This window comes from Burkholderia sp. YHN3-13, assembly GCF_055810675.1.
On sequence record NZ_JBVVNQ010000002.1, the window covers coordinates 183,361 to 201,132 of the forward strand.

21 protein-coding genes are annotated in these 17,772 nt (G+C 68.4%); 14 read left to right on the forward strand and 7 right to left on the reverse strand.

Annotated features, from left to right (window positions below; translation table 11 throughout):
• Positions 1-49 precede the first annotated feature (49 nt).
• Together AC0KUR_RS05755 and AC0KUR_RS05760 are read left to right on the forward strand one after the other, a co-directional pair.
• Complete coding sequence (locus AC0KUR_RS05755) at positions 50-817, forward strand: DUF4410 domain-containing protein (protein WP_473375523.1); 768 nt, start codon at positions 50-52, stop codon at positions 815-817.
• Between the two features lie 158 nt (positions 818-975).
• Positions 976-1,683: a dihydrodipicolinate reductase gene (locus AC0KUR_RS05760; protein ID WP_473375524.1), complete on the forward strand. Its 708-nt coding sequence runs from the start codon at positions 976-978 to the stop codon at positions 1,681-1,683.
• 104 nt (positions 1,684-1,787) lie between these two features.
• On the opposite strand, the gene AC0KUR_RS05765 is transcribed toward AC0KUR_RS05760, so the two are convergent.
• Positions 1,788-2,597 (reverse strand): SDR family oxidoreductase, encoded by an 810-nt coding sequence (locus AC0KUR_RS05765; protein ID WP_473375525.1) that lies wholly within the window; start codon positions 2,595-2,597, stop codon positions 1,788-1,790.
• Positions 2,594-3,427, reverse strand: a complete 834-nt coding sequence (locus AC0KUR_RS05770; RefSeq protein ID WP_473375526.1) for a MoaF C-terminal domain-containing protein — start codon at positions 3,425-3,427, stop codon at positions 2,594-2,596. The genes AC0KUR_RS05765 and AC0KUR_RS05770 overlap by 4 nt, the downstream gene beginning before the upstream one ends.
• Positions 3,428-3,597: 170 nt before the next feature.
• On the opposite strand from AC0KUR_RS05770, the gene AC0KUR_RS05775 reads away from it, so the two are divergent.
• From AC0KUR_RS05775 to AC0KUR_RS05785, 3 genes are all read left to right on the forward strand, one after another.
• Positions 3,598-4,392: an AraC family transcriptional regulator gene (locus AC0KUR_RS05775; protein ID WP_473375527.1), complete on the forward strand. Its 795-nt coding sequence runs from the start codon at positions 3,598-3,600 to the stop codon at positions 4,390-4,392.
• 180 nt (positions 4,393-4,572) lie between these two features.
• Positions 4,573-5,526 carry a DMT family transporter gene (locus AC0KUR_RS05780; RefSeq protein ID WP_473375528.1) on the forward strand — a complete coding sequence of 318 codons (954 nt, stop codon included), beginning with the start codon at positions 4,573-4,575 and terminating at the stop codon, positions 5,524-5,526.
• Positions 5,527-5,713: 187 nt separating this feature from the next.
• Positions 5,714-6,262 (forward strand): permease, encoded by a 549-nt coding sequence (locus tag AC0KUR_RS05785; protein ID WP_473375529.1) that lies wholly within the window; start codon positions 5,714-5,716, stop codon positions 6,260-6,262.
• Positions 6,263-6,359: 97 nt separating this feature from the next.
• Here AC0KUR_RS05785 and AC0KUR_RS05790 read toward each other — a convergent pair whose 3' ends face one another.
• Positions 6,360-6,494: an entericidin A/B family lipoprotein gene (locus tag AC0KUR_RS05790; RefSeq protein ID WP_021158165.1), complete on the reverse strand. Its 135-nt coding sequence runs from the start codon at positions 6,492-6,494 to the stop codon at positions 6,360-6,362.
• Positions 6,495-6,727: 233 nt separating this feature from the next.
• Here AC0KUR_RS05790 and AC0KUR_RS05795 point away from each other — a divergent pair, with 233 nt between their 5' ends.
• Positions 6,728-8,023 (forward strand): aspartate carbamoyltransferase, encoded by a 1,296-nt coding sequence (locus AC0KUR_RS05795; protein ID WP_034189438.1) that lies wholly within the window; start codon positions 6,728-6,730, stop codon positions 8,021-8,023.
• Positions 8,024-8,154: 131 nt separating this feature from the next.
• On the opposite strand, the gene AC0KUR_RS05800 is transcribed toward AC0KUR_RS05795, so the two are convergent.
• A complete protein-coding gene (locus AC0KUR_RS05800) occupies positions 8,155-8,574 on the reverse strand; it encodes a type II toxin-antitoxin system VapC family toxin (protein WP_059556772.1) in 420 nt (139 codons plus the stop codon).
• Positions 8,571-8,810 carry a FitA-like ribbon-helix-helix domain-containing protein gene (locus tag AC0KUR_RS05805; protein ID WP_124670299.1) on the reverse strand — a complete coding sequence of 80 codons (240 nt, stop codon included), beginning with the start codon at positions 8,808-8,810 and terminating at the stop codon, positions 8,571-8,573. The genes AC0KUR_RS05800 and AC0KUR_RS05805 overlap by 4 nt, the downstream gene beginning before the upstream one ends.
• Positions 8,811-9,131: 321 nt before the next feature.
• Here AC0KUR_RS05805 and AC0KUR_RS05810 point away from each other — a divergent pair, with 321 nt between their 5' ends.
• The 8 genes from AC0KUR_RS05810 (at position 9,132) to AC0KUR_RS05845 (ending at position 15,397) form a co-directional block, all read left to right on the forward strand.
• Positions 9,132-11,375, forward strand: a complete 2,244-nt coding sequence (locus tag AC0KUR_RS05810) for a TonB-dependent receptor (protein WP_034189435.1) — start codon at positions 9,132-9,134, stop codon at positions 11,373-11,375.
• Positions 11,376-11,378: 3 nt separating this feature from the next.
• Entirely contained in the window at positions 11,379-12,134 is a 756-nt protein-coding gene (locus tag AC0KUR_RS05815; RefSeq protein ID WP_473375530.1) for a tetratricopeptide repeat protein, read from the forward strand.
• On the forward strand, positions 12,131-12,814 hold the full coding sequence (locus AC0KUR_RS05820) for a Fe2+-dependent dioxygenase (RefSeq protein WP_034189433.1): 684 nt from the start codon (positions 12,131-12,133) through the stop codon (positions 12,812-12,814). The genes AC0KUR_RS05815 and AC0KUR_RS05820 overlap by 4 nt, the downstream gene beginning before the upstream one ends.
• Before the next feature lie 120 nt (positions 12,815-12,934).
• On the forward strand, positions 12,935-13,174 hold the full coding sequence (locus AC0KUR_RS05825; protein WP_082744637.1) for a type II toxin-antitoxin system Phd/YefM family antitoxin: 240 nt from the start codon (positions 12,935-12,937) through the stop codon (positions 13,172-13,174).
• Entirely contained in the window at positions 13,171-13,566 is a 396-nt protein-coding gene (locus tag AC0KUR_RS05830; RefSeq protein WP_473375531.1) for a type II toxin-antitoxin system VapC family toxin, read from the forward strand. The genes AC0KUR_RS05825 and AC0KUR_RS05830 overlap by 4 nt, the downstream gene beginning before the upstream one ends.
• Positions 13,567-13,752: 186 nt before the next feature.
• Complete coding sequence (locus tag AC0KUR_RS05835) at positions 13,753-14,391, forward strand: M15 family metallopeptidase (RefSeq protein WP_226194099.1); 639 nt, start codon at positions 13,753-13,755, stop codon at positions 14,389-14,391.
• 102 nt (positions 14,392-14,493) lie between these two features.
• Positions 14,494-15,078, forward strand: a complete 585-nt coding sequence (locus AC0KUR_RS05840) for a nucleotidyltransferase family protein (protein WP_175028407.1) — start codon at positions 14,494-14,496, stop codon at positions 15,076-15,078.
• A 178-nt stretch (positions 15,079-15,256) separates the two neighbouring features.
• On the forward strand, positions 15,257-15,397 hold the full coding sequence (locus tag AC0KUR_RS05845) for a hypothetical protein (protein WP_021158153.1): 141 nt from the start codon (positions 15,257-15,259) through the stop codon (positions 15,395-15,397).
• 68 nt (positions 15,398-15,465) lie between these two features.
• Here AC0KUR_RS05845 and AC0KUR_RS05850 read toward each other — a convergent pair whose 3' ends face one another.
• Both AC0KUR_RS05850 and AC0KUR_RS05855 read right to left on the reverse strand, forming a co-directional pair.
• Positions 15,466-16,224, reverse strand: coding sequence for an SDR family oxidoreductase (locus AC0KUR_RS05850; protein ID WP_059556776.1), 759 nt, complete (start codon positions 16,222-16,224; stop codon positions 15,466-15,468).
• Entirely contained in the window at positions 16,221-17,765 is a 1,545-nt protein-coding gene (locus AC0KUR_RS05855; protein ID WP_473375532.1) for an FGGY-family carbohydrate kinase, read from the reverse strand. The genes AC0KUR_RS05850 and AC0KUR_RS05855 overlap by 4 nt, the downstream gene beginning before the upstream one ends.
• Between the last annotated feature and the right edge of the window lie 7 nt (positions 17,766-17,772).

A 17,772-nucleotide genomic window follows, 5' to 3' on the forward strand; every position in this document is an offset into this window, starting at 1 on the left:
TGAATGCCGCGATGGTATCGGCACCTTCATCCAGACCACGGAGATCGACATGTTCCCTTCCCTTCGCGCATTTGCCGCCCATGCCAAACATCTGACCCGCGTCGCGCTGATTGCCGGCACGCTCGCGATGACCGGTTGCGCATCGACCGCAACCACGACCACGGCCGCCGCGCCGGCAGCCCGCACGCTGCCGCGGGTTCATGCCGAGGTCGTCTACGTCTCCGCGTTCGACGTGGGCACCACCGACGTCCAGGTCGACGGAGGAATGATCCACACGCTCGCGACGCTCGCCACCGGTTCGTCCGCCGACGCACAGCGCCAGCAGCGCGCGCTGAAGACCCGCGATCAACTCGCCGATGCGCTCGTGCGTGAACTCCGGGCGCAAGGCATGCCCGCGCTGCGCGGCCCGGTACCCGACGGCCGCGCAGCGCTGGTGATCGAAGGCCGGTTCGACACGATCGACGCCGGCAACCGTCGCCGCCGCATCCTGATCGGGCTCGGCGCGGGCAAGAGCGAAGTGGGCGCATCGGTCACCGTGCTGTTTCAGCCGGCGCACGGCATCGCGCAGCCGCTCGGCACGTTCTCGGCCAGCGCGAACAGCGGCCACCTGCCCGGCATGGTCGAAACCGCCGGGGTGGGCGCGGTGGCCGGCCGTCTCGCGACGTCGGCGGCAGTCGGCGCCGGCCTGCATGGCGCGTCGGAAGCAAAGCACGACACGGTGGCTTCCGATACGGACCGCCTCGCGCGTTCGATCGCGAAGCAATTCGCCGCGCAGAATGCGGCGAATGCATGGCTGCCGACCACGTCGGCAAGCTGACGCGCCGCGACGTCTCGCGCACGGCCCGGCCGGCACGGAGGCGGACGGCCGGGCATAATGCGCGAGGCCAGCGCGCCGCGCCGCCGTACCGGGCCACCCGCCGGCCCGCGTCGACCGCGGCCCGAATCCCGAATCCCGAATCCCAACCCGTCAAGTCCATGCAAGTAATCGTCGTAGGAACCGGCAAGCTGGCCCACGAACTGCTCGATGCGCACACGCTCGACCCGGCAATCTGTCGCGTGCTGCCCTGGGCGGACAGCACGCGAACCGACACCCGAGGTACCGACGCCCGACGTACCGACGCCCGATCGATCGTCGTGCACGCCGGTTCCGGCCGCGAACTCCCCGCCGCGATCGCGTTTTGCCGGGCCACCGCGTCGCCGCTCATCGAGTTGTCCACCGGCTCCGACCTCGAAACCGCGTCGCACGATTTTCCGGTCGTGCTCTGTCCGAACACGAACATCCTGATGCTCAAGTTCATGAGCATGCTGGAAACCAGCGGCCACCTGTTTCGCGGTTGCGAGATCAGCCTGACCGAGTCGCATCAGGCCGCCAAGACGTCCGTCCCCGGCACGGCCGTCGGCATCGCCCAGTCGCTCGGCGTGCCGGCGGAGGACATCCGCTCCGTGCGCGACTCGGACGTGCAGCGCGGCGAATTCGGCATCCCCGACGATCAACTCGGCCGCCATGCGGTGCACCGGATACACATCGACGACGGTGCATGCAGCCTGCGGCTCGAATCGCGTGTGTACGGCGCGACCCCTTACGCGGACGGCGTATCGCGCATCGTCGAAGCCGTCCGGCAACATGATCTCGAGAACCGCCGGTATTCGATCGTCGAATTCATCCGCAACGGCTGGCTGTAGTCACGGCGACGGGCCGGCCAGCGGTGACGCCGCCCGCCACGCCCGCCACGCCTGCCGGCCGCGGCCTTCCCGCCGTGGCGGCTTGCGGCGGTTCGCGCCCGCCGTCAGGCGTCTCCCAGCACCGCACCGCTTTCCGGCAAGGTCGCCCCGCCGTCGACGACGATCGTCTGCCCCGTGATGTACGCCGCGTCGGCCGATGCGAGAAACAGCATCGCGTTCGCGATGTCCTCCGGCTCGCCCATCCGCGCGAGCGGGATATCGCGTGCGATCTGCGCCGTGACCGACGCGTCGCCGAGATTGCCGGCCGCCGGGGTACGGATCATTCCCGGCTCGACGCCGTTCACCGTCACGTTGCGACGCGCAAGCTCCAGCGCCGCCGCGCGAATGAAGCCGTTCACGCCGGCCTTCGACGCCGCGTAATGCGCGAGCCCCGGATAGACGACGCGCGGCCCCGTCACCGACGACGTGACGAGCAGCCGGCCGGCCCCCGCGCGCTCGAACGCCGGCAACGCGGCCTGCGCGAGCCAGAACAGCGCCGACAGGTTGACCGACAGCGTGCGCGCGAGCGTCGGCTCGTCGATGTGCGTGAACGGCGTCAGCGGAAAATACGCGGCGTTGTGAACGACGACATCGAGCCGGCCGCCGTCGCGCTCGACTGCCGCGACGAGCGCGCCCAGTTCGTCCCGGCTGGCTGCGTCGACCCGGTACGCCCGCGCGTCGCCGCCCGCGCGGGCCAGCGCTTCGGCCTGCGCGGCAGCCGCGTCGCCGTTCAGGTCGGCGACGGCGACGAACGCATCGGACTCCGCGAAACGGCGTGCGATCGCCGCGCCGATCCCCTGCGCGGCGCCCGTGACGAGCACGACGCGCCCGCTGAAATCCGCGCGCAGGCGGCCGCTGCCCGGCACCGCATTCATCGCTGCGCCTCGCCGCCGAGCGGGTGCACGGTTTCGTTCAACACCTGCGCGTACGCGCCGATCTGGAAGTTCGACAGCGACCCGAAATCGCCGCCCTGATAGCCGAAGATCTTGCCGTCGGTCTTGCGCTGCGCGAGATCGATCAGGACGACGCCAAGCGTCGGCACCACCTTTTCGCGCCACACGAACAGATACAGCTCGTCGGCGATCCTGAAGTAGTGACAGCGGTCGACATCGGCCAGCCCGCCTTCGACGCCCTGCAGGCACTGCCACGCGTAGAAGTTCTCGTTCAGGTAGATGTGCTCGTAGCATTCGGTCGGGCTGTAACGGTACATCGTGCGCTTGCCGATCAACTCGCGCGTGGGTGCATGCAACGGCCCCGGCTGCGCGTGGCCGCCGAGCGTGCCGTGCCGGAATGCCGCGTCGACGCCCGTCAGCGGCAGCCCGCGCGCGACGCGCGTGAATGCGTCGATGCGCGTGTCGGCTTCGGTCGGCAGCACGCCGACGACCGACGTCCATACACCATGGTTGAGATCGATCACGAGACTGACCGACGTCGCGCGGGCAGCCGTGTCGATGTAGTCGACGAAGTACAGCCCGTCGCGCAGCCGCGTCACGCGGCACGGCTCGCGGCCGCCCGTGTCGGTCGCCGCGTCGCGCCACTGCAGCGCGCCCGGCTCGAACGAATAGACGCGCCATGCGCCCGCTGCATCACCGAGCACCAGCGTGCGCCCGGCGAGCGCGTCGACGGACGCGAGGATGTTCGCTTCCGGCGCGAAGCCGTCCGCGAGCGCGCCAACCTGAATGAATACCGGATCCTGTCGTTCCACCTGCCGTCTCCCGCGCAGCTTCAGGCCCGACGGGCCGTGTACGCTGCCGATATGCACATGGTGCGGGCTGCGCATGCCGCGCGGTATCCGCCAAAAGGATGAAGGGCGCGCGGCGCCGGAACGCGCTAAAGTGCACGTGATCCGCGCCGCGACCGGCGCGAGGAGCGCACATGCACCGTGTCACCCACTACCGACGCACCGGCGAAGGCATCGAGGCGCTCAGCCTCGAATCCGACCGCGCGTTTCCGCGTCACGCGCACGACGAATTCGGAGTCGGCGTGATCGTCAGCGGCGCGCACCGGTCGTGGAGCGGCCGCGGGCAGGTCGACGCGCTGGCCGGCGATGCGATCATGGTCAACCCGGGCGAAATGCACGACGGATCGCCGATCGATGCCGGCACGGGCCGGCGCTGGCGGATGCTGTACCTCGCACCCGCGCTGGTGGCGGGCGTCGCGGCGGAAGAAGGCCTTGGCGGCGTCGAGCTGGCGCATCCGGCCGTGCGCGACGCGCGGCTCGCGGCCGCCGTCGGCCGGCTGCATGCTCGCATCGTCGCCGGCGCATCCGAGTCGATCGCCCGCGACGAGGCGCTCGTGATGCTCGTCGCCGGGCTGCTCGCCCGGCATGCGAACCGCACGCTGCTGGCGGCCGGCGTCGCACCGGCGGTCCGCGTGGCCCGTGAGCGGCTCGACGCGGCGCCGGCCGCGCCCGTTTCGCTCGCCGAACTGGCCGGCCTGAGCGGGGTGAGCCGCTTCCAGCTGCTGCGCGGCTTTGCGCGCGAGCTCGGCATCACGCCACATGCCTACCTGATCCAGTCGCGCGCCCGGCTGGCGCGCGCGCTGCTCGCCAGCGGAATGCCGATCGCCGATGCCGCGGCCGAAGCCGGTTTTGCCGACCAGAGCCACCTGACGCGCGCATTCGCGCGCCAGTTCGGAATCACGCCCGGGCGGTTCGCACAGGCGGTTTGACGCGAGCGCCCTCTTGATGCGCCGGGCCCAGTCGCACCGCATTTGAAGGCAGTCGCCCGCACGACGGTCACCGGTGGTCCGCGGATCGCCGGCGCACGCAAGCAGCACACCGCAATCAGGCCTCCGTCGCTGCAATTTCATTCAAGACGCACATAGCCGCCGTACGCGACGATGCGGCGCATGAAAACACGACTGATCGGCTATCTCTATCTCGCCGCCGCGATGGCGGGCGTCGGCAGCACCGTCATCGCGAGCCGTCTCGCGGCCGGCGGCCTGCCGCCGTTCGCGGCCACGGCACTGCGTTTCCTGATCGCGACGCCGCTGCTGTTCGCGCTGATGCGCGCGCAGCGCATGCGCTGGCCCCGCCTTTCCGCGCGCGACGCCGTCCTGCTCGTCATTCAGGCCGCGGCGGGCGGCGTCGGCTATACGGTGCTGCTGATCAGCGGCACGAAGTTGTCGTCGCCGCTCGACGCGGGCGTGATGCTCGGTACGCTGCCGGCCATGTCCACGCTGATCGCGGCCGTCGTGCTGCGCGAGCGGCAGACGCCGCGCGACTGGGTGGCCGCCGCGCTCGCCACGGCCGGCGTGCTGTTCGTCACGTTCGCACCGGGCCACGCGATGCCGTCGTTCCAGACGCTTGCCGGCGACGCGCTGGTGCTGGCCGCCGTCGCGTGCGAAGCCGTCTTCATCCTGCTCAACCGGCGGCTGGCCGCACCGCTGACGCCGCTCGCGCTGTCCACCGCGATGTCGGGCCTCGGCTTCGTGCTCGCGCTCGTGCCGGCGGCATTCGAATGGCGCGCGGTCGCGCATGGCTGGACCGTCGGCGCGGTATCGGCGATCGCCTACTACGCGCTGGTACCGACCGTGCTCGGCTACCTGTGCTGGTACGCCGGCTCGGCCCGCACCAGCGGCACGGAGGCCGCGCTCTTCACGGCGGTCGCGCCGGTCTCGGCCGTGCTGTTCGCGGTCGCGCTGTTCGGTGAAACGCTGACCGGCACGCGAGTCGCCGGCATCGCGCTCGTCGTCGCGGGCATGCTCGTCGGTGCGACTCGGCGGCGCGAGCGCCGCGCAGACACACGCGATGCGAAGCCCGCGAGCCCCGCGCCCACCACCGCGCAAGCCGCCGCCGACTGACCCGCGCCCATCGCGGGATGACGGCAACGGCGGCCGCTTCCCGTCGTCATATGGCCCATCTCCCGCACGCTCCGGCAACTGTAGGAATGTGTCCGCGGGCCGCAAATCGATTGCGCGCCACCTCGCAAGATGCAATATTCGCGTGGCCGGAACCTTTGACAACCACCGAACGACAATCCGCCCAGCAATGAACAGGAAGGAAGCCAAAACAAGAATCGCGGTGCTGCTCTCCGCGGGAACGAGGAAGGCCGACGCACTGGCCGAACTGTCAGGACAGGGGCTCAAGGATCGCGTGCTCGCGCACCTGATCGCGTCGCGCCCCGACCCCGAGCGCTGCCGCAAGAACAAGGTGCACATCCGGATCCTGGTCGCGCTCGGTATCGCCCAGCTGGCGATCAGCCTCATGCTCGCGTATTACTTCTTCGCAAGCGGCGCCGGCAATGTCCTCGTGCTCGTGTTCCTCGCGTTGACCGTGCCGCTGTCGCTGCTGTTCATCTGGGGTTTTGCGACGAATCGCGTCGGCGCCTATCACGCGTTCATCCTGCTGTCGCTGCTGCAGTTGCCGAAGACCGTCGCCGAGCTCGGACGCGACCCGTCGACCGCGCTGCCCAGCCTCTTGATCACGGCTCTGCTGGTGGGCTATGTGTGGTACGTGCGCAACCGGATGTTCCCCGACTACGGCTGGTTCACGTCGCGCAAGGTCGAAGGCCGCTACGCGTTCGTCGAACACGCCTGACGCCGCACCCGCGCCGACGCCAGACACAAAAAAGGCGCCGGGCCGCCCCGCAATCGCGGGACGGCCCGGCGCCTTCTGCATTCCGGAACCGGTCGCCTTACTTGGCCTTTTCGGCCGTATCGCTGATCGCCTGACCACCCTTCGAAATGTCCTGGCCCACGCCGGCGACCGTATTGCATCCGGCGAGCGCGGCGGTCACCACCAGCAGCATTGCAGCAATCGTACGCGTCATTCTCATTCTCCTTCGAATCAACAAGCCCGACCGGGCGAATCGTGTGTGGCCCGGCGCACGACAGGATGCCGGACACGGGGCCTGACCTGATTATACGGAGACGGAAGCGGCGCGCCAGCACCAACCCGCCGCGTGTTACCCGCGCCACACAGCCGGTCGCGCAGATTTTCCTTGACTTCATTGCGCCACGAACTAATATACGCACCGCGTATATTTTCCGTCAGGAGCCGCCGATGACCGTTCCCCAGCAAGCCTTCCTCCGCGACGCGATGCGCCGCCTCAACATGACCCGCGAAGCGTTCGCCAATCGTATCGGCGTCAGCCGGCGCGCGCTCGATACGTGGCTGCTGCCCGACGACTCGCAGGAATCGCGCGGGATGCCCGAGATCGTCGAGCGCTTCGTGTCGGAAATCGTCGAGCGCTCGGCACCGGATGGCGGGGACTATACGCAAAGCGTAGACAAACAAGGACTCTCGAAGCAGTTCCTGTTCGAAGGCAAGCCGCAGCTGATCTCGGTCGACCAGTTCTCGCGGGACTCGGTCGAGGCGCTGTTCCGCGTGGCCGACGTGATGCAGCCGATCGCGCGCCGCCACAAGATCTCGCGCGTGCTGGAAGGCGCGGTGCTCGGCAACCTGTTCTTCGAGGCCAGCACGCGCACCCGCGTATCGTTCGGCGCGGCCTTCTGCCGGCTCGGCGGCTCGGTATGCGACACGACGGGCTTCACGTTCTCGTCGATGGCCAAGGGCGAATCGATCTACGACACGAGCCGCGTGATGGCCGGCTACGTCGACGCGCTCGTGATCCGCCATCCGGAGAAAGGCTCGGTGGCCGAGTTCGCGCGTGCCACCAACCTGCCCGTGATCAACGGCGGCGACGGCCCCGGCGAACATCCGAGCCAGGCGCTGCTCGATCTCTATACGATCCAGCGCGAGTTCTCGCGGCTCGGCAAGATCGTCGACGGCGCGCACATCGCGTTGGTCGGCGACCTGAAGTACGGCCGTACCGTGCACTCGCTCGTCAAGCTGCTCGCGTTGTACCGCGGGCTGAAGTTCACGCTCGTGTCGCCGCCGACGCTCGAGATGCCGGCGTACATCGTCGACCAGATCGCGACGAACGGCCATGTGATCGAGCAGACGACCGACCTCGCGGCCGGATTGCGCGGTGCGGACGTCGTGTACGCGACGCGGATCCAGAAGGAGCGCTTCACCGACGAATCGTTCGAAGGCTACACACCGGATTTCCAGATCAACCAGGCGCTCGTCGATTCGGCGTGCAAGCCCGACACACTGATCATGCACCCGCTGCCGCGCGACAGCCGGCCCGGCGCGAACGACCTGTCGGTCGACCTGAACCGCGACCCGCGTCTAGCCATCTTCCGGCAGACCGACAACGGCATTCCGGTGCGGATGGCGATCTTCGCGGTGCTGCTCGGCGTCGAGAATCTCGTTCAGCATTCGATGCGCGACGCGACGTGGCGCCCGCCTGCCTACCTCGGGCCGGAAGACGCGGTGTTTCACGGGGTGGACTGACATCGCACCGGACATGTCGCGCCCACCCGCCATCGCTGCGGGAGCGCACCGGATTGGCCTGACGCGGAACGCGCCGTCTTGCACGGCGCGTTTTCAATTTCGGCGCAAGGAAAGAGGCAGAAAATCGCGAACTATCGCGCCCAAGGGTCGATGACGCGAAGCCCGAGCGCCTTGAACGGCGCGACGTCGCGCGCGGCCACGATCAGCCCGTTCGCCTCGGCCGTGGCGGCAATGTAACCGTCGGCGACGGCGACCGCGTTGCCTGCGGCACGAGCCCGCGCGCAAAGGCTCGCATACGCTTTGCTCGCCGCATCGTCGAACGGCAGGATCCGACCTCGAAACAGCGGGACGACGCGCTGCTCGATGCCTTGATGCAGCCAGTCCCGCCTGCGCCCCTCCGGCAACGCGGCGACGCCGAACCGCAATTCCGCAAGACTGACCGCCGACAGGAACAGCGTCTCGACGTGCTGCGCATCGAGCCACTCGACGACTGCCGCGCTCGGCTCGCGCCGCAACGGCTCCGAAATGACGTTCGTGTCGACCAGGATCATTCGAAGCTCATCGGAGCGGCTGGCGCCTTGTCGCGCTGGATGCCGAAATCGCCATCGCCTGCCTCCCGCCCGAATTCCGCCAGCAATGTTCCCAGCTTGAGCCGCCCCTCGGGCAGAACGGCTTGTTCGAGGATGTCGCGCACCTCGGCTTCGGTACTGCGACCATGCCGGGCAGCACGAATCCGAAGTGCGCGATGCACTTCGTCGGGCAAATTTCGAACGGTGAGCACTGGCATGACGCGTTCCACCAAGATTGCTTTCAATGCAGTCATTTTATCATCTTGCAGTCACACGGACCGAGTCGAGTCGCAACCACTCTAGTCCGCCCGATACCCGCGCCATACTCGGCCGATCGGCCATCTCTCCGCGCATCGCCGGCCCGCAGCCCTCCGACACATTCGTTGACGATTCCGTCACAAATACAAACAAGAACGCTTCTCATTCAACATGAAATTACATAGAATGCCGCCTGAAAACAAATCGTAATAATTCCCGGCGGCATGCACATTCCTGCACCACACCGTCTCCGGGGCCACCTCGCGAGGTCGAAGCGCATCATGAAGTCCCGTCCCGACGAGCTGAAGCTCGGTACATTCACCACCCTCTGCGGCGTGCTCGCCGCGAGCCCGGCATTCGCCGACGGCACGCCGCCCGCGGCCCCCGCCAGCACCGAAGGCCATCTCGCGCCGATCGAGATCCAGGGCAAGACCGAGCCCAGCTACAAGGCCGACTTTTCCGCTTCCGCGAAATTCACCGCGCCGCTCGTCGACACGCCGAAATCCGTCACCGTGATCCCGCAGGAACTGATCCGCAGCAGCGGCGCGTCGACGCTGACCGAAGCGCTGCGCACCGTACCCGGCATCACGTTCGGCGCCGGCGAAGGCGGCAACCCGCTCGGCGACCGTCCGTTCATCCGCGGCTACGACACGCAGGGCAGCCTGTTCGTCGACGGCATGCGCGACACGGGCGCGACCACGCGCGAGATCTTCAACACCGAGCGCGTCGAGATCACCAAGGGTTCCGACGGCGCCTACGGCGGCCGCGGCGGCGCAGGCGGCAGCATCAACCTGATCACGAAGGCCCCGCACCTCGGCACGACGGCCGCCGCGAGCGCGGGCCTCGGCACCGACCGCTACCGCCGCTTCACGGCCGACGGCAACTGGCAGTTCGCCGATCACGCCGCGTTCCGCCTGAACCTGATGAGCCACAACAACGACGTCGCCGGCCGCGATGCCGTCAACAACGAGCGCTGGGGCGTCGCGCCGTCGATCGCGTTCGGCCTCGGCACGCCGACGCGCGTGACCGCGAGCTACTACCACCTGTCGACGGACGACATGCCCGACGGCGGCATCCCGTACTTCTACACGACGTCGAACAAGCCCGCGAACGTCGACACGATCTATCCGGCGCCCGTCGACCGCCACAACTTCTACGGCCTGATCGACCGCGACTTCCGCAAGACCACGTCGGACATCAGCACGATCAGGATCGAGCACGACATCACGTCGTCGCTGACGATCCGCAACACCACGCGCTACACGGAATCGACGCAGGACTACATCTGGACGCAGCCGGACGACAGTCAGGGCAACGTGGTGAACGGCAAGGTCTGGCGCCGCAACAACAACCGCAACAGCTCGATCAACAGCCTCGCGAACCAGACCGAACTGTTCGGCGAATTCCGCACGGGCCCGTTCAAGCACAGCTTCAGTACCGGCATCGAGCTGTCGCGCGAATGGGGCAAGCGCGATTCGTACACGGTCGCGACCGACACCGGCAAGATCTGCCAGAAAGGCATCGGCGCCGCGTCGGGCTACAACTGCACGAGCCTGTGGTCGCCGAACCCGAACGACCCGTGGGCCGGTTCGATCACGCGCAACAACGACTACGCGCATGCGCGCACCACGACGAAGTCGATCTACGGTTTCGACACGATCGAGATCACGCCGCGCTGGCAGGTGAACGCCGGCGTGCGTGTCGACGACTACTCGACCCGCTTCACCGACACCAAGGCCAACGGCGGCAAGACCACCACCCGCGACGACACGCTGTTCAACTGGCAAGCCGGCCTCGTGTTCAAGCCCGCACGGAACGGCAGCATCTATGCGTCGTATGCGACGTCGTCGACGCCGGCCGGCATGATGCTCGGCGAAGGCAGCGAAACGCAGTCGCTCACGCCGGGCCGCGGCGGCGTCGGTGCGAACGCCGATCAGCTGTCGCCGGAAAAGAACCGCAGCATCGAGCTCGGCACGAAGTGGAACGTGCTGAACGACAAGCTGTCGCTGACGGCCGCACTGTTCCAGATCGACACGACGAACGCGCGCGTGACGCTGCCGAACAACCAGTACGCGATGGTCGGCAACAAGCGCGTGCAAGGCCTCGAACTCGGCCTCGCCGGCCAGATCACGAAGCAGTGGCAGGTGTTCGGCGGTTACACCTACATGAAGAGCGAGCTGCGCGACAACGGCAAGGACCGCGCGAACAACGGCAACCGCTTCCCGAACACGCCGAAACACAGCCTCACGATGTGGTCGAACTACGACGTGACGCCGAAGTTCACGGTCGGCGGCGGCGCGTTCTACATGTCGGAAGTGTTCGGCGATCCCGCGAACCTGCGCGCCGTGCCGTCGTACTGGCGCTTCGACGCGATGGCGCAGTACCGGATCAACAAGAAGCTGGATCTGCAGCTGAACGTGAACAACCTGTTCAACCGCACGTACTTCGATCAGGCGTATCCGGCGCACTATGCGTCGATCGCGCCGGGCCGCTCGGCGTTCGTCACGCTGAACGCGCGCTACTGATCGATGGAGGCCGTGTCGCTGAAGGCGCTCGCGTCGGTATCGCCGCGCGAGTTCGCCGACATCCTGGCCGGGCCGCCCGAGCGCGCCGCCGCGTGGGTCGCGGCGGCCGCCGGCCACGGCATCGTCGATGCGCAGGCTGTCTACGGGCAGTACCTGCTCGACGGGCACGGCGTCGCGCGCGATCCGGCGGCCGCGTTCGACTGGTTCCGGCATGCGGCCCGAGCCGGCCATCCGATGGCGATGAACATGCTCGGCCGCTGCTACGAGTTCGGCTGGGGCACGGCCGCCTGCGCGCCGGTCGCCGTGTACTGGTACCGGCTCGCCGCGCAGGCGGGGCTCGACTGGGGCATGTACAACTACGCGACGGCGCTCGCGCTCGGCAACGGCGTCGACGAGAACCGCCCCGACGCGCTCGACTGGTTCTGCCGTGCGGCCGCGCTCGGCCATGCGAAGTCGATCAACCTGATCGGCGGCTTCTACGAGGATGGCTGGGTCGTACCGGTCGACACCGGCGCCGCGTTCGACCACTATCGCCGCGCGGCCGAAGCCGGCGACTTCCGCGGCCAGTTCAACTATGCGCGGCTGCTCGCCGAGCGCGGGCACATCGACGAAGCGCTCGACTGGCTCGCGCGCGTGCCGGCCACCGCGACGCCCGCGTTCGTCGCGAAGATGCGCGCGTATCTCGCGTCGTCGCCGATCGACGCCTTTCGCTCGGCAGCCATGCAACTGGCGCCGCACCCCATGGAATCCGCATCATGATGCTTCATGTCCCCGGTGTACTGACCCAGGCGCAGGTCGCGCAATGCCGCGACCTGCTCGATGCCGCCGAATGGGTCGACGGCAACGCGACGTCCGGCGCGCAGTCGGCGCTCGCGAAACGCAACCGGCAGTTGCCGGAAGGCTCGCCCGTCGCGCGTGCCGTCGGCGACGCGATCCAGGATGCGCTCGCGCGCCATCCGCTGTTCTTTTCGGCGGCGCTGCCGTTGAAGGTATTCCCGCCGCTGTTCAATCGCTATGCCGGCGGCGAGACGTTCGACACGCACGTCGACAACGCGATCCGGCTGCTGCGCGGCACCGATTTCCGCGTGCGCAGCGATCTGTCGGCGACGCTGTTTCTCGCGGAACCCGACGCGTACGACGGCGGCGAGCTGTGCGTCGAGGATACGTACGGCGTGCATCGCGCGAAGCTGCCGGCGGGCGATCTCGTGCTGTATCCCGCGTCGAGCCTGCATCACGTGACGCCGGTGACGCGCGGCGAGCGCGTCGCGTCGTTCTTCTGGATCCAGAGCATGGTGCGCGACGACGGCGACCGCACGCTGCTGTTCCAGCTCGATACGCAGATTCAGGCGCTGTCCGCGGAAAAAGGCGCGAAGGATCCGATGGTCATTGCGTTGACGGGGATTTATCACAACCTGTTGAGGAAGTGGGCCGATGCGTAGCGCGAACCGGTAACGCCGCCCTTTCCGGCGCCACGCGTTGCGCACGCGTGACGCCCGGCGCTTGCGTCGGGTCGAAATGCGGGCCTAAAATGACCATCGTCAAATGACCATGCTCATATCGTGATGCCTCTCGCTCCCGTATCGAAATCCGAATTCAAGGCTCGCGCACTCGAATACTTCCGGCTCGTCGAGTCGTCTGGCGAAAGCCTGATCGTCACCGATCACGGCAAGCCGACGCTCGAAATCCGGCCGTATCACGCACGCGAGGCTCAGCCGTTGGACATATTGCGCGGCTCGGTCATGCGCTACGACAATCCTCTCGATCCGATTGCGGAAGATGATTGGGAGGCGTCGCGGTGATCGTGCTGGATACGCATGCATTGGTGTGGTGGGCGGCGGGCGACGCATCGCTCAGCAAGAAAGCGCGCAGCGCGATCGATCGCGCACGCAGCGAAGGCGGGCTCGCCGCGTCGGCGATCTCCGCTTGGGAGATCGCCATGCTGGTGCGCAACGATCGCCTCGCCCTGACGATGGATGTCGACGCGTGGCTCGCCACCGTCGCGCAGATCGACGGCATGCGGTTCGTGCCCGTCGACGCCGACATCGCCGCGAAATCCACCGACCTGCCCCGCACGTTCCACAAGGATCCGGCCGACCGCATGATCGTTGCAACCGCACGGCGGCTCGGCGCGCAGCTCGTCACCCGAGACGAAAAAATCCGCGCGTACGCGCACGTGAAGACACTCTGGTAAGCATCGCCCGCCTGCGGGCCCAATCGTCGCGCGTCCCCGGCCGGACTCTGGCATATTGACGATTCGTCTGACCAGAACGACCACGGCCGCCTCACCCCATCGGTTCGTGGCCTGCCCCCGTCGTCGCGCCACTTGCCCGCTACCGTGATATCGCTCTCCGATCCCGCCGTCCGGTCGATCCCCCTGATGGAGTCGCACGAAGGGTTCGTCGATCTCGCTTCCTTCGATGAACGCATCGCCGTCGACCACTCGCGCAGCGTCGTGGCGAACACGAGTCCGCATTTCCTGAAGGTTCGCCGCGGTGTCGCGCAAAGGCTGACCGCCGCCGCGCACGCGCTCCCGGCCGGCCTGCGCCTGTATGTGAAGGAAGGCTATCGCCCGCTCGCCCTTCAGCGCGAATACTTCGCCAGCCACCTCGCGGCGCTGCGCGCGACGCTGAATCCGCTGCCGGCCGATGACGTGCTGGTCGAACTCGCGAGCCACTATGTCGCGCCGCCCGAGGTCGCCGCTCACCCGACCGGTGCCGCCGTCGACCTCACGCTGATTTCGGCAGACGGCGTCGAAGCCGACATGGGCAGCATCATGAACGCCACCGACCAGGAATCGTCCGGTGCGTGCTACACGCACAACGCGTTCATCAGCCGCCCGGCCGCACGCAACCGCCAGATATTGAGCGCCGCGCTGGCCAGCGCCGGCTTCACGAATTACCCGTCCGAATGGTGGCACTGGTCGTTCGGCGATCGCTATTGGGCCCTCATCAAGAACGAATCGCACGCCATTTACGGTCCTGTCGAGGAAAGCATGCTCGACGAGACATCGCGATGACAGTCTTGCCGGCCTGACGGGCGCGCCTCGGTAACATCCTCACTTGCCGATCCCCGCCCGCTCCCGCACAATCGCAGCACCTGCCTCACTCCCCCCGCGCCGATGTCCTATGCATCACTTGCCACCGGCGTCCTGCTCGCGGGCGGCCTTGGTCAACGCTTCGACCCGAGCGGCCTGCACAGCAAGCTGCTCGCGGTGCTTCCCGACGGTACGCCGGTGGCGGTCGCCGCCGCCCGCCGTCTCGCGGTGGCCACGGCCGACGTGATCGCGGTCGTCCGTCCCGGCGCCGAGAAACTCGCGATTCTGCTGAACGAAGCCGGCTGTCATGTCGTCTATGCGCCCGACGCGTTGCGCGGCATGGGCGCCAGCCTCGCGGCCGGCGTCCGCACGGCGCCCGACGCAAGCGGCTGGCTCGTCGCGCTCGCCGACATGCCGTGGATCGCCGCGGCCACCTACGAAACGGTCACACGCGCGCTCGAAGCCGACGACGCCTCGATCGTGGCGCCCGCCTATCGCGGCGTACGCGGCCATCCGGTCGGTTTCGCCGCGCACCATTTCGATGCGCTCGCCGCCCTCGACGGCGACACGGGCGCCCGCGCGCTGTTCGCCAGTGCGCCGGTGAAACTGCTCGAGGTCGACGATCCCGGCATCCTGCGCGACGTCGATACGCCTGCGGATTTACGCTGACCGCGATCGCGCGGGAGCCCGCGCCCGGCACGATCCCGCACGCAAACCGCCCACGCGCGAACTTCCCCGACGCTCGCCGACCGGCGGCAACAATCCCGCTGCAAACGTGCGCCCGATTGGCTATAACGGAGACGAGGCGCACCCGCCGCGCCGCCGTCACGCACTGCGCGAGTTCTCCATGACCGACCACACGACCCCGACGCCCGAGCCACCGGCCGACCCGAACCGCGATCCGGAAGACGACCCGCTGTCGTCGCCGCCCGGTCATCACGACAACCCGCAACAACCGGACGGACCGCCGAGCAAGGACCCGGTTTAGCCGCGCATCGGCTGCCGCGCGCCTTCATGGCCGTGTTTCCGTCATGCGCGATCGCCGCGTGACGCGGCCTAGCGCGCCGTATACCCGCCGTCGACCGGCAGCGACACGCCGCTGATCATCGACGCCGCGTCGCTCAGCAAAAACAGGATCGGCTCGACGACTTCGTCGGGTTCCGCAAAGCGCCCGAGCGGAATCGCGGCCAGCATCGGCGCGCGCTTCTCCGGCTCGCTCCACGCGAACTGCGCCATCGGCGTGAGCGTGACGGTCGGGTTCACGCTGTTCACACGAATGCCGTGCGGCCCGAGTTCGATGCACAGCACGCGCGTGATCGCGTCCATCGCCGCCTTCGACGCGCAGTAGCTCAAATGCGCGGGCAGGCCGACCAGCGCGGCCTGGCTCGACACGTTTACGATGCTGCCCCGTGCACGGGCCGCGCCGCGCGCGTCGCGTTCGATCATCTTCCGCGCGACGGCGCGCGCGACGAGCGCCGCACCGCGCGCATTGACGGCCATCACGCGATCGAACTGTTCGGCGCCGACCTCGAGCGCCGGTTCGAGCGACGCGATCCCCGCGCAATTGACGAGGCCGTCGAACGCATCGTGCGCGGCGAGCGCCGCGTCGATCGCACGCTCGTCGCCGCCGACGTCGATGCGCAATGTCTCGCACGCGGTCTCGCCGGCCAGCGCCTCGAGCGCGGCCATGTCGCGCGCCGCCGCGACGACCTGCGCACCGGCCTGCGCCAGCGCGACCGCGCACGCGCGCCCGATCCCGCTCGATGCCCCCGTGACGAGCACCCGCGCACCGCTGAAATCGAATCGTGTGTTCATGATGTGCCCAGCCTGTGCATGATCGGCTTGAGTGCCGGATACAGCGCCGTGTAGAGCGAGAAACGCGCGTCGTACGTCGCGGCGCGGCCGGCGTCGGGCCGCGCACGCTCGACGAGCGTGACCCAGCCCCCTTGCGCCTCGTCGTGCGACACGAGCCCCGCCCCGACCCCCGCGAGCAGCGCGGCGCCCATCGCGGCTTCGACGTCCTGCTCGATCGTCCACACCGGAAAACCCGTCACGTCGGCGATGATCTGCATCCACAGCGCCGAATGCGCGGCGCCGCCGACGACGATTAACCGGTCGTCCAGCGCGACCGCGCCGCGCCGGCCGGCCTCGATGTTGTGGCGCAACGCGAACGCGACGCCTTCGAGCACCGCGCGATACAGGTGCGCGCGCGTATGCGCGAGACTCAGCCCGACGAATGCGCCGCTGGCCTTCGCATCCCACACCGGGCTGCGCTCGCCCATCAGGTACGGCAGGAACAGCACGCCGTCGGCGCCGGCCGGCACGCGTTCGGCCGCCGCCTCGAGCAGCACGTGCGGATCGCCGTGCGGCAGCAGGCGCGCCGCATCGATTTCCGCCTGGCAGAACTGGTCGCGGAACCACGCAACCGACGCGCCGGCCGTGATCGCGCCGCCGAACACGTACAGGTCGCGCTGCCCGTCGAACACGTGCGGCATGCTGACGAGCCCGTGCCGCGCATCGACATGCCGGCTCACGTAGCCCCAGCACATGCTGGTGCCGATCATCGCGACATGCTGCCCGGCGCGCGTCGCGCCGGCCGCGAAGGTCGCGACGGCCGCGTCGACACCGCCCGCGACGACAGGCGTGCCGGCCGGCAGGCCGAGCTGCTCCGTCCACTGCGACAGCAGCCCGCCGACGATCTCCGTCGAATCGACGAGCCGCTCGGGCATCATCGTCGCCGGAATGCCGAGCATGTCGAGCGCGTCGTCGGACCACTCGCGGCGCGCGACGTCGTACACGCCGCCGATGTTGCCGGCCGAACTGTGATCGACCGCCACTTCGCCGGTCAGCAGGTAGATCACGTACGCGTTCGGCGGCAGGAAATAGCGCACGTTCGCCCACACGTCCGGCCGCTGGCCGCGCAGCCACAGCATCTTCGTGAAGCCGTAGTAGCTGTCGACGCCATTGCCCGTGATCACGCGCAGCCGCTCGACGTTCACGTGTTCGTTGACCCAGTCGACTTCCGCGGTCGCGCGCCGGTCCATCCAGATCAGGCACGGATGCAGCGGCCGCATGTCGATGTCGACCGGAATGCCCGAGCCGCCGTACAGGCTGCTCACGCACACCGCGCGGATCGCAGCGGCCGGCACGCCCTGCGCACGCGCGTCGCGCACGCAGCCCGCGATGCACTCGAGCACCGCGTCGAACCAGACCTGCGGCCACTGCTCGGCCCACAGCGGGCGCGGCGTATCGGGCTGGTAGCCGGCCGCGTGCCGCGCGACGATCGCGCCATGCCGGTCGACCAGCAGCGCCTTGGTGCTCTGCGTGCCGATGTCGACGCCAATCACGTATTCCATGATGTCT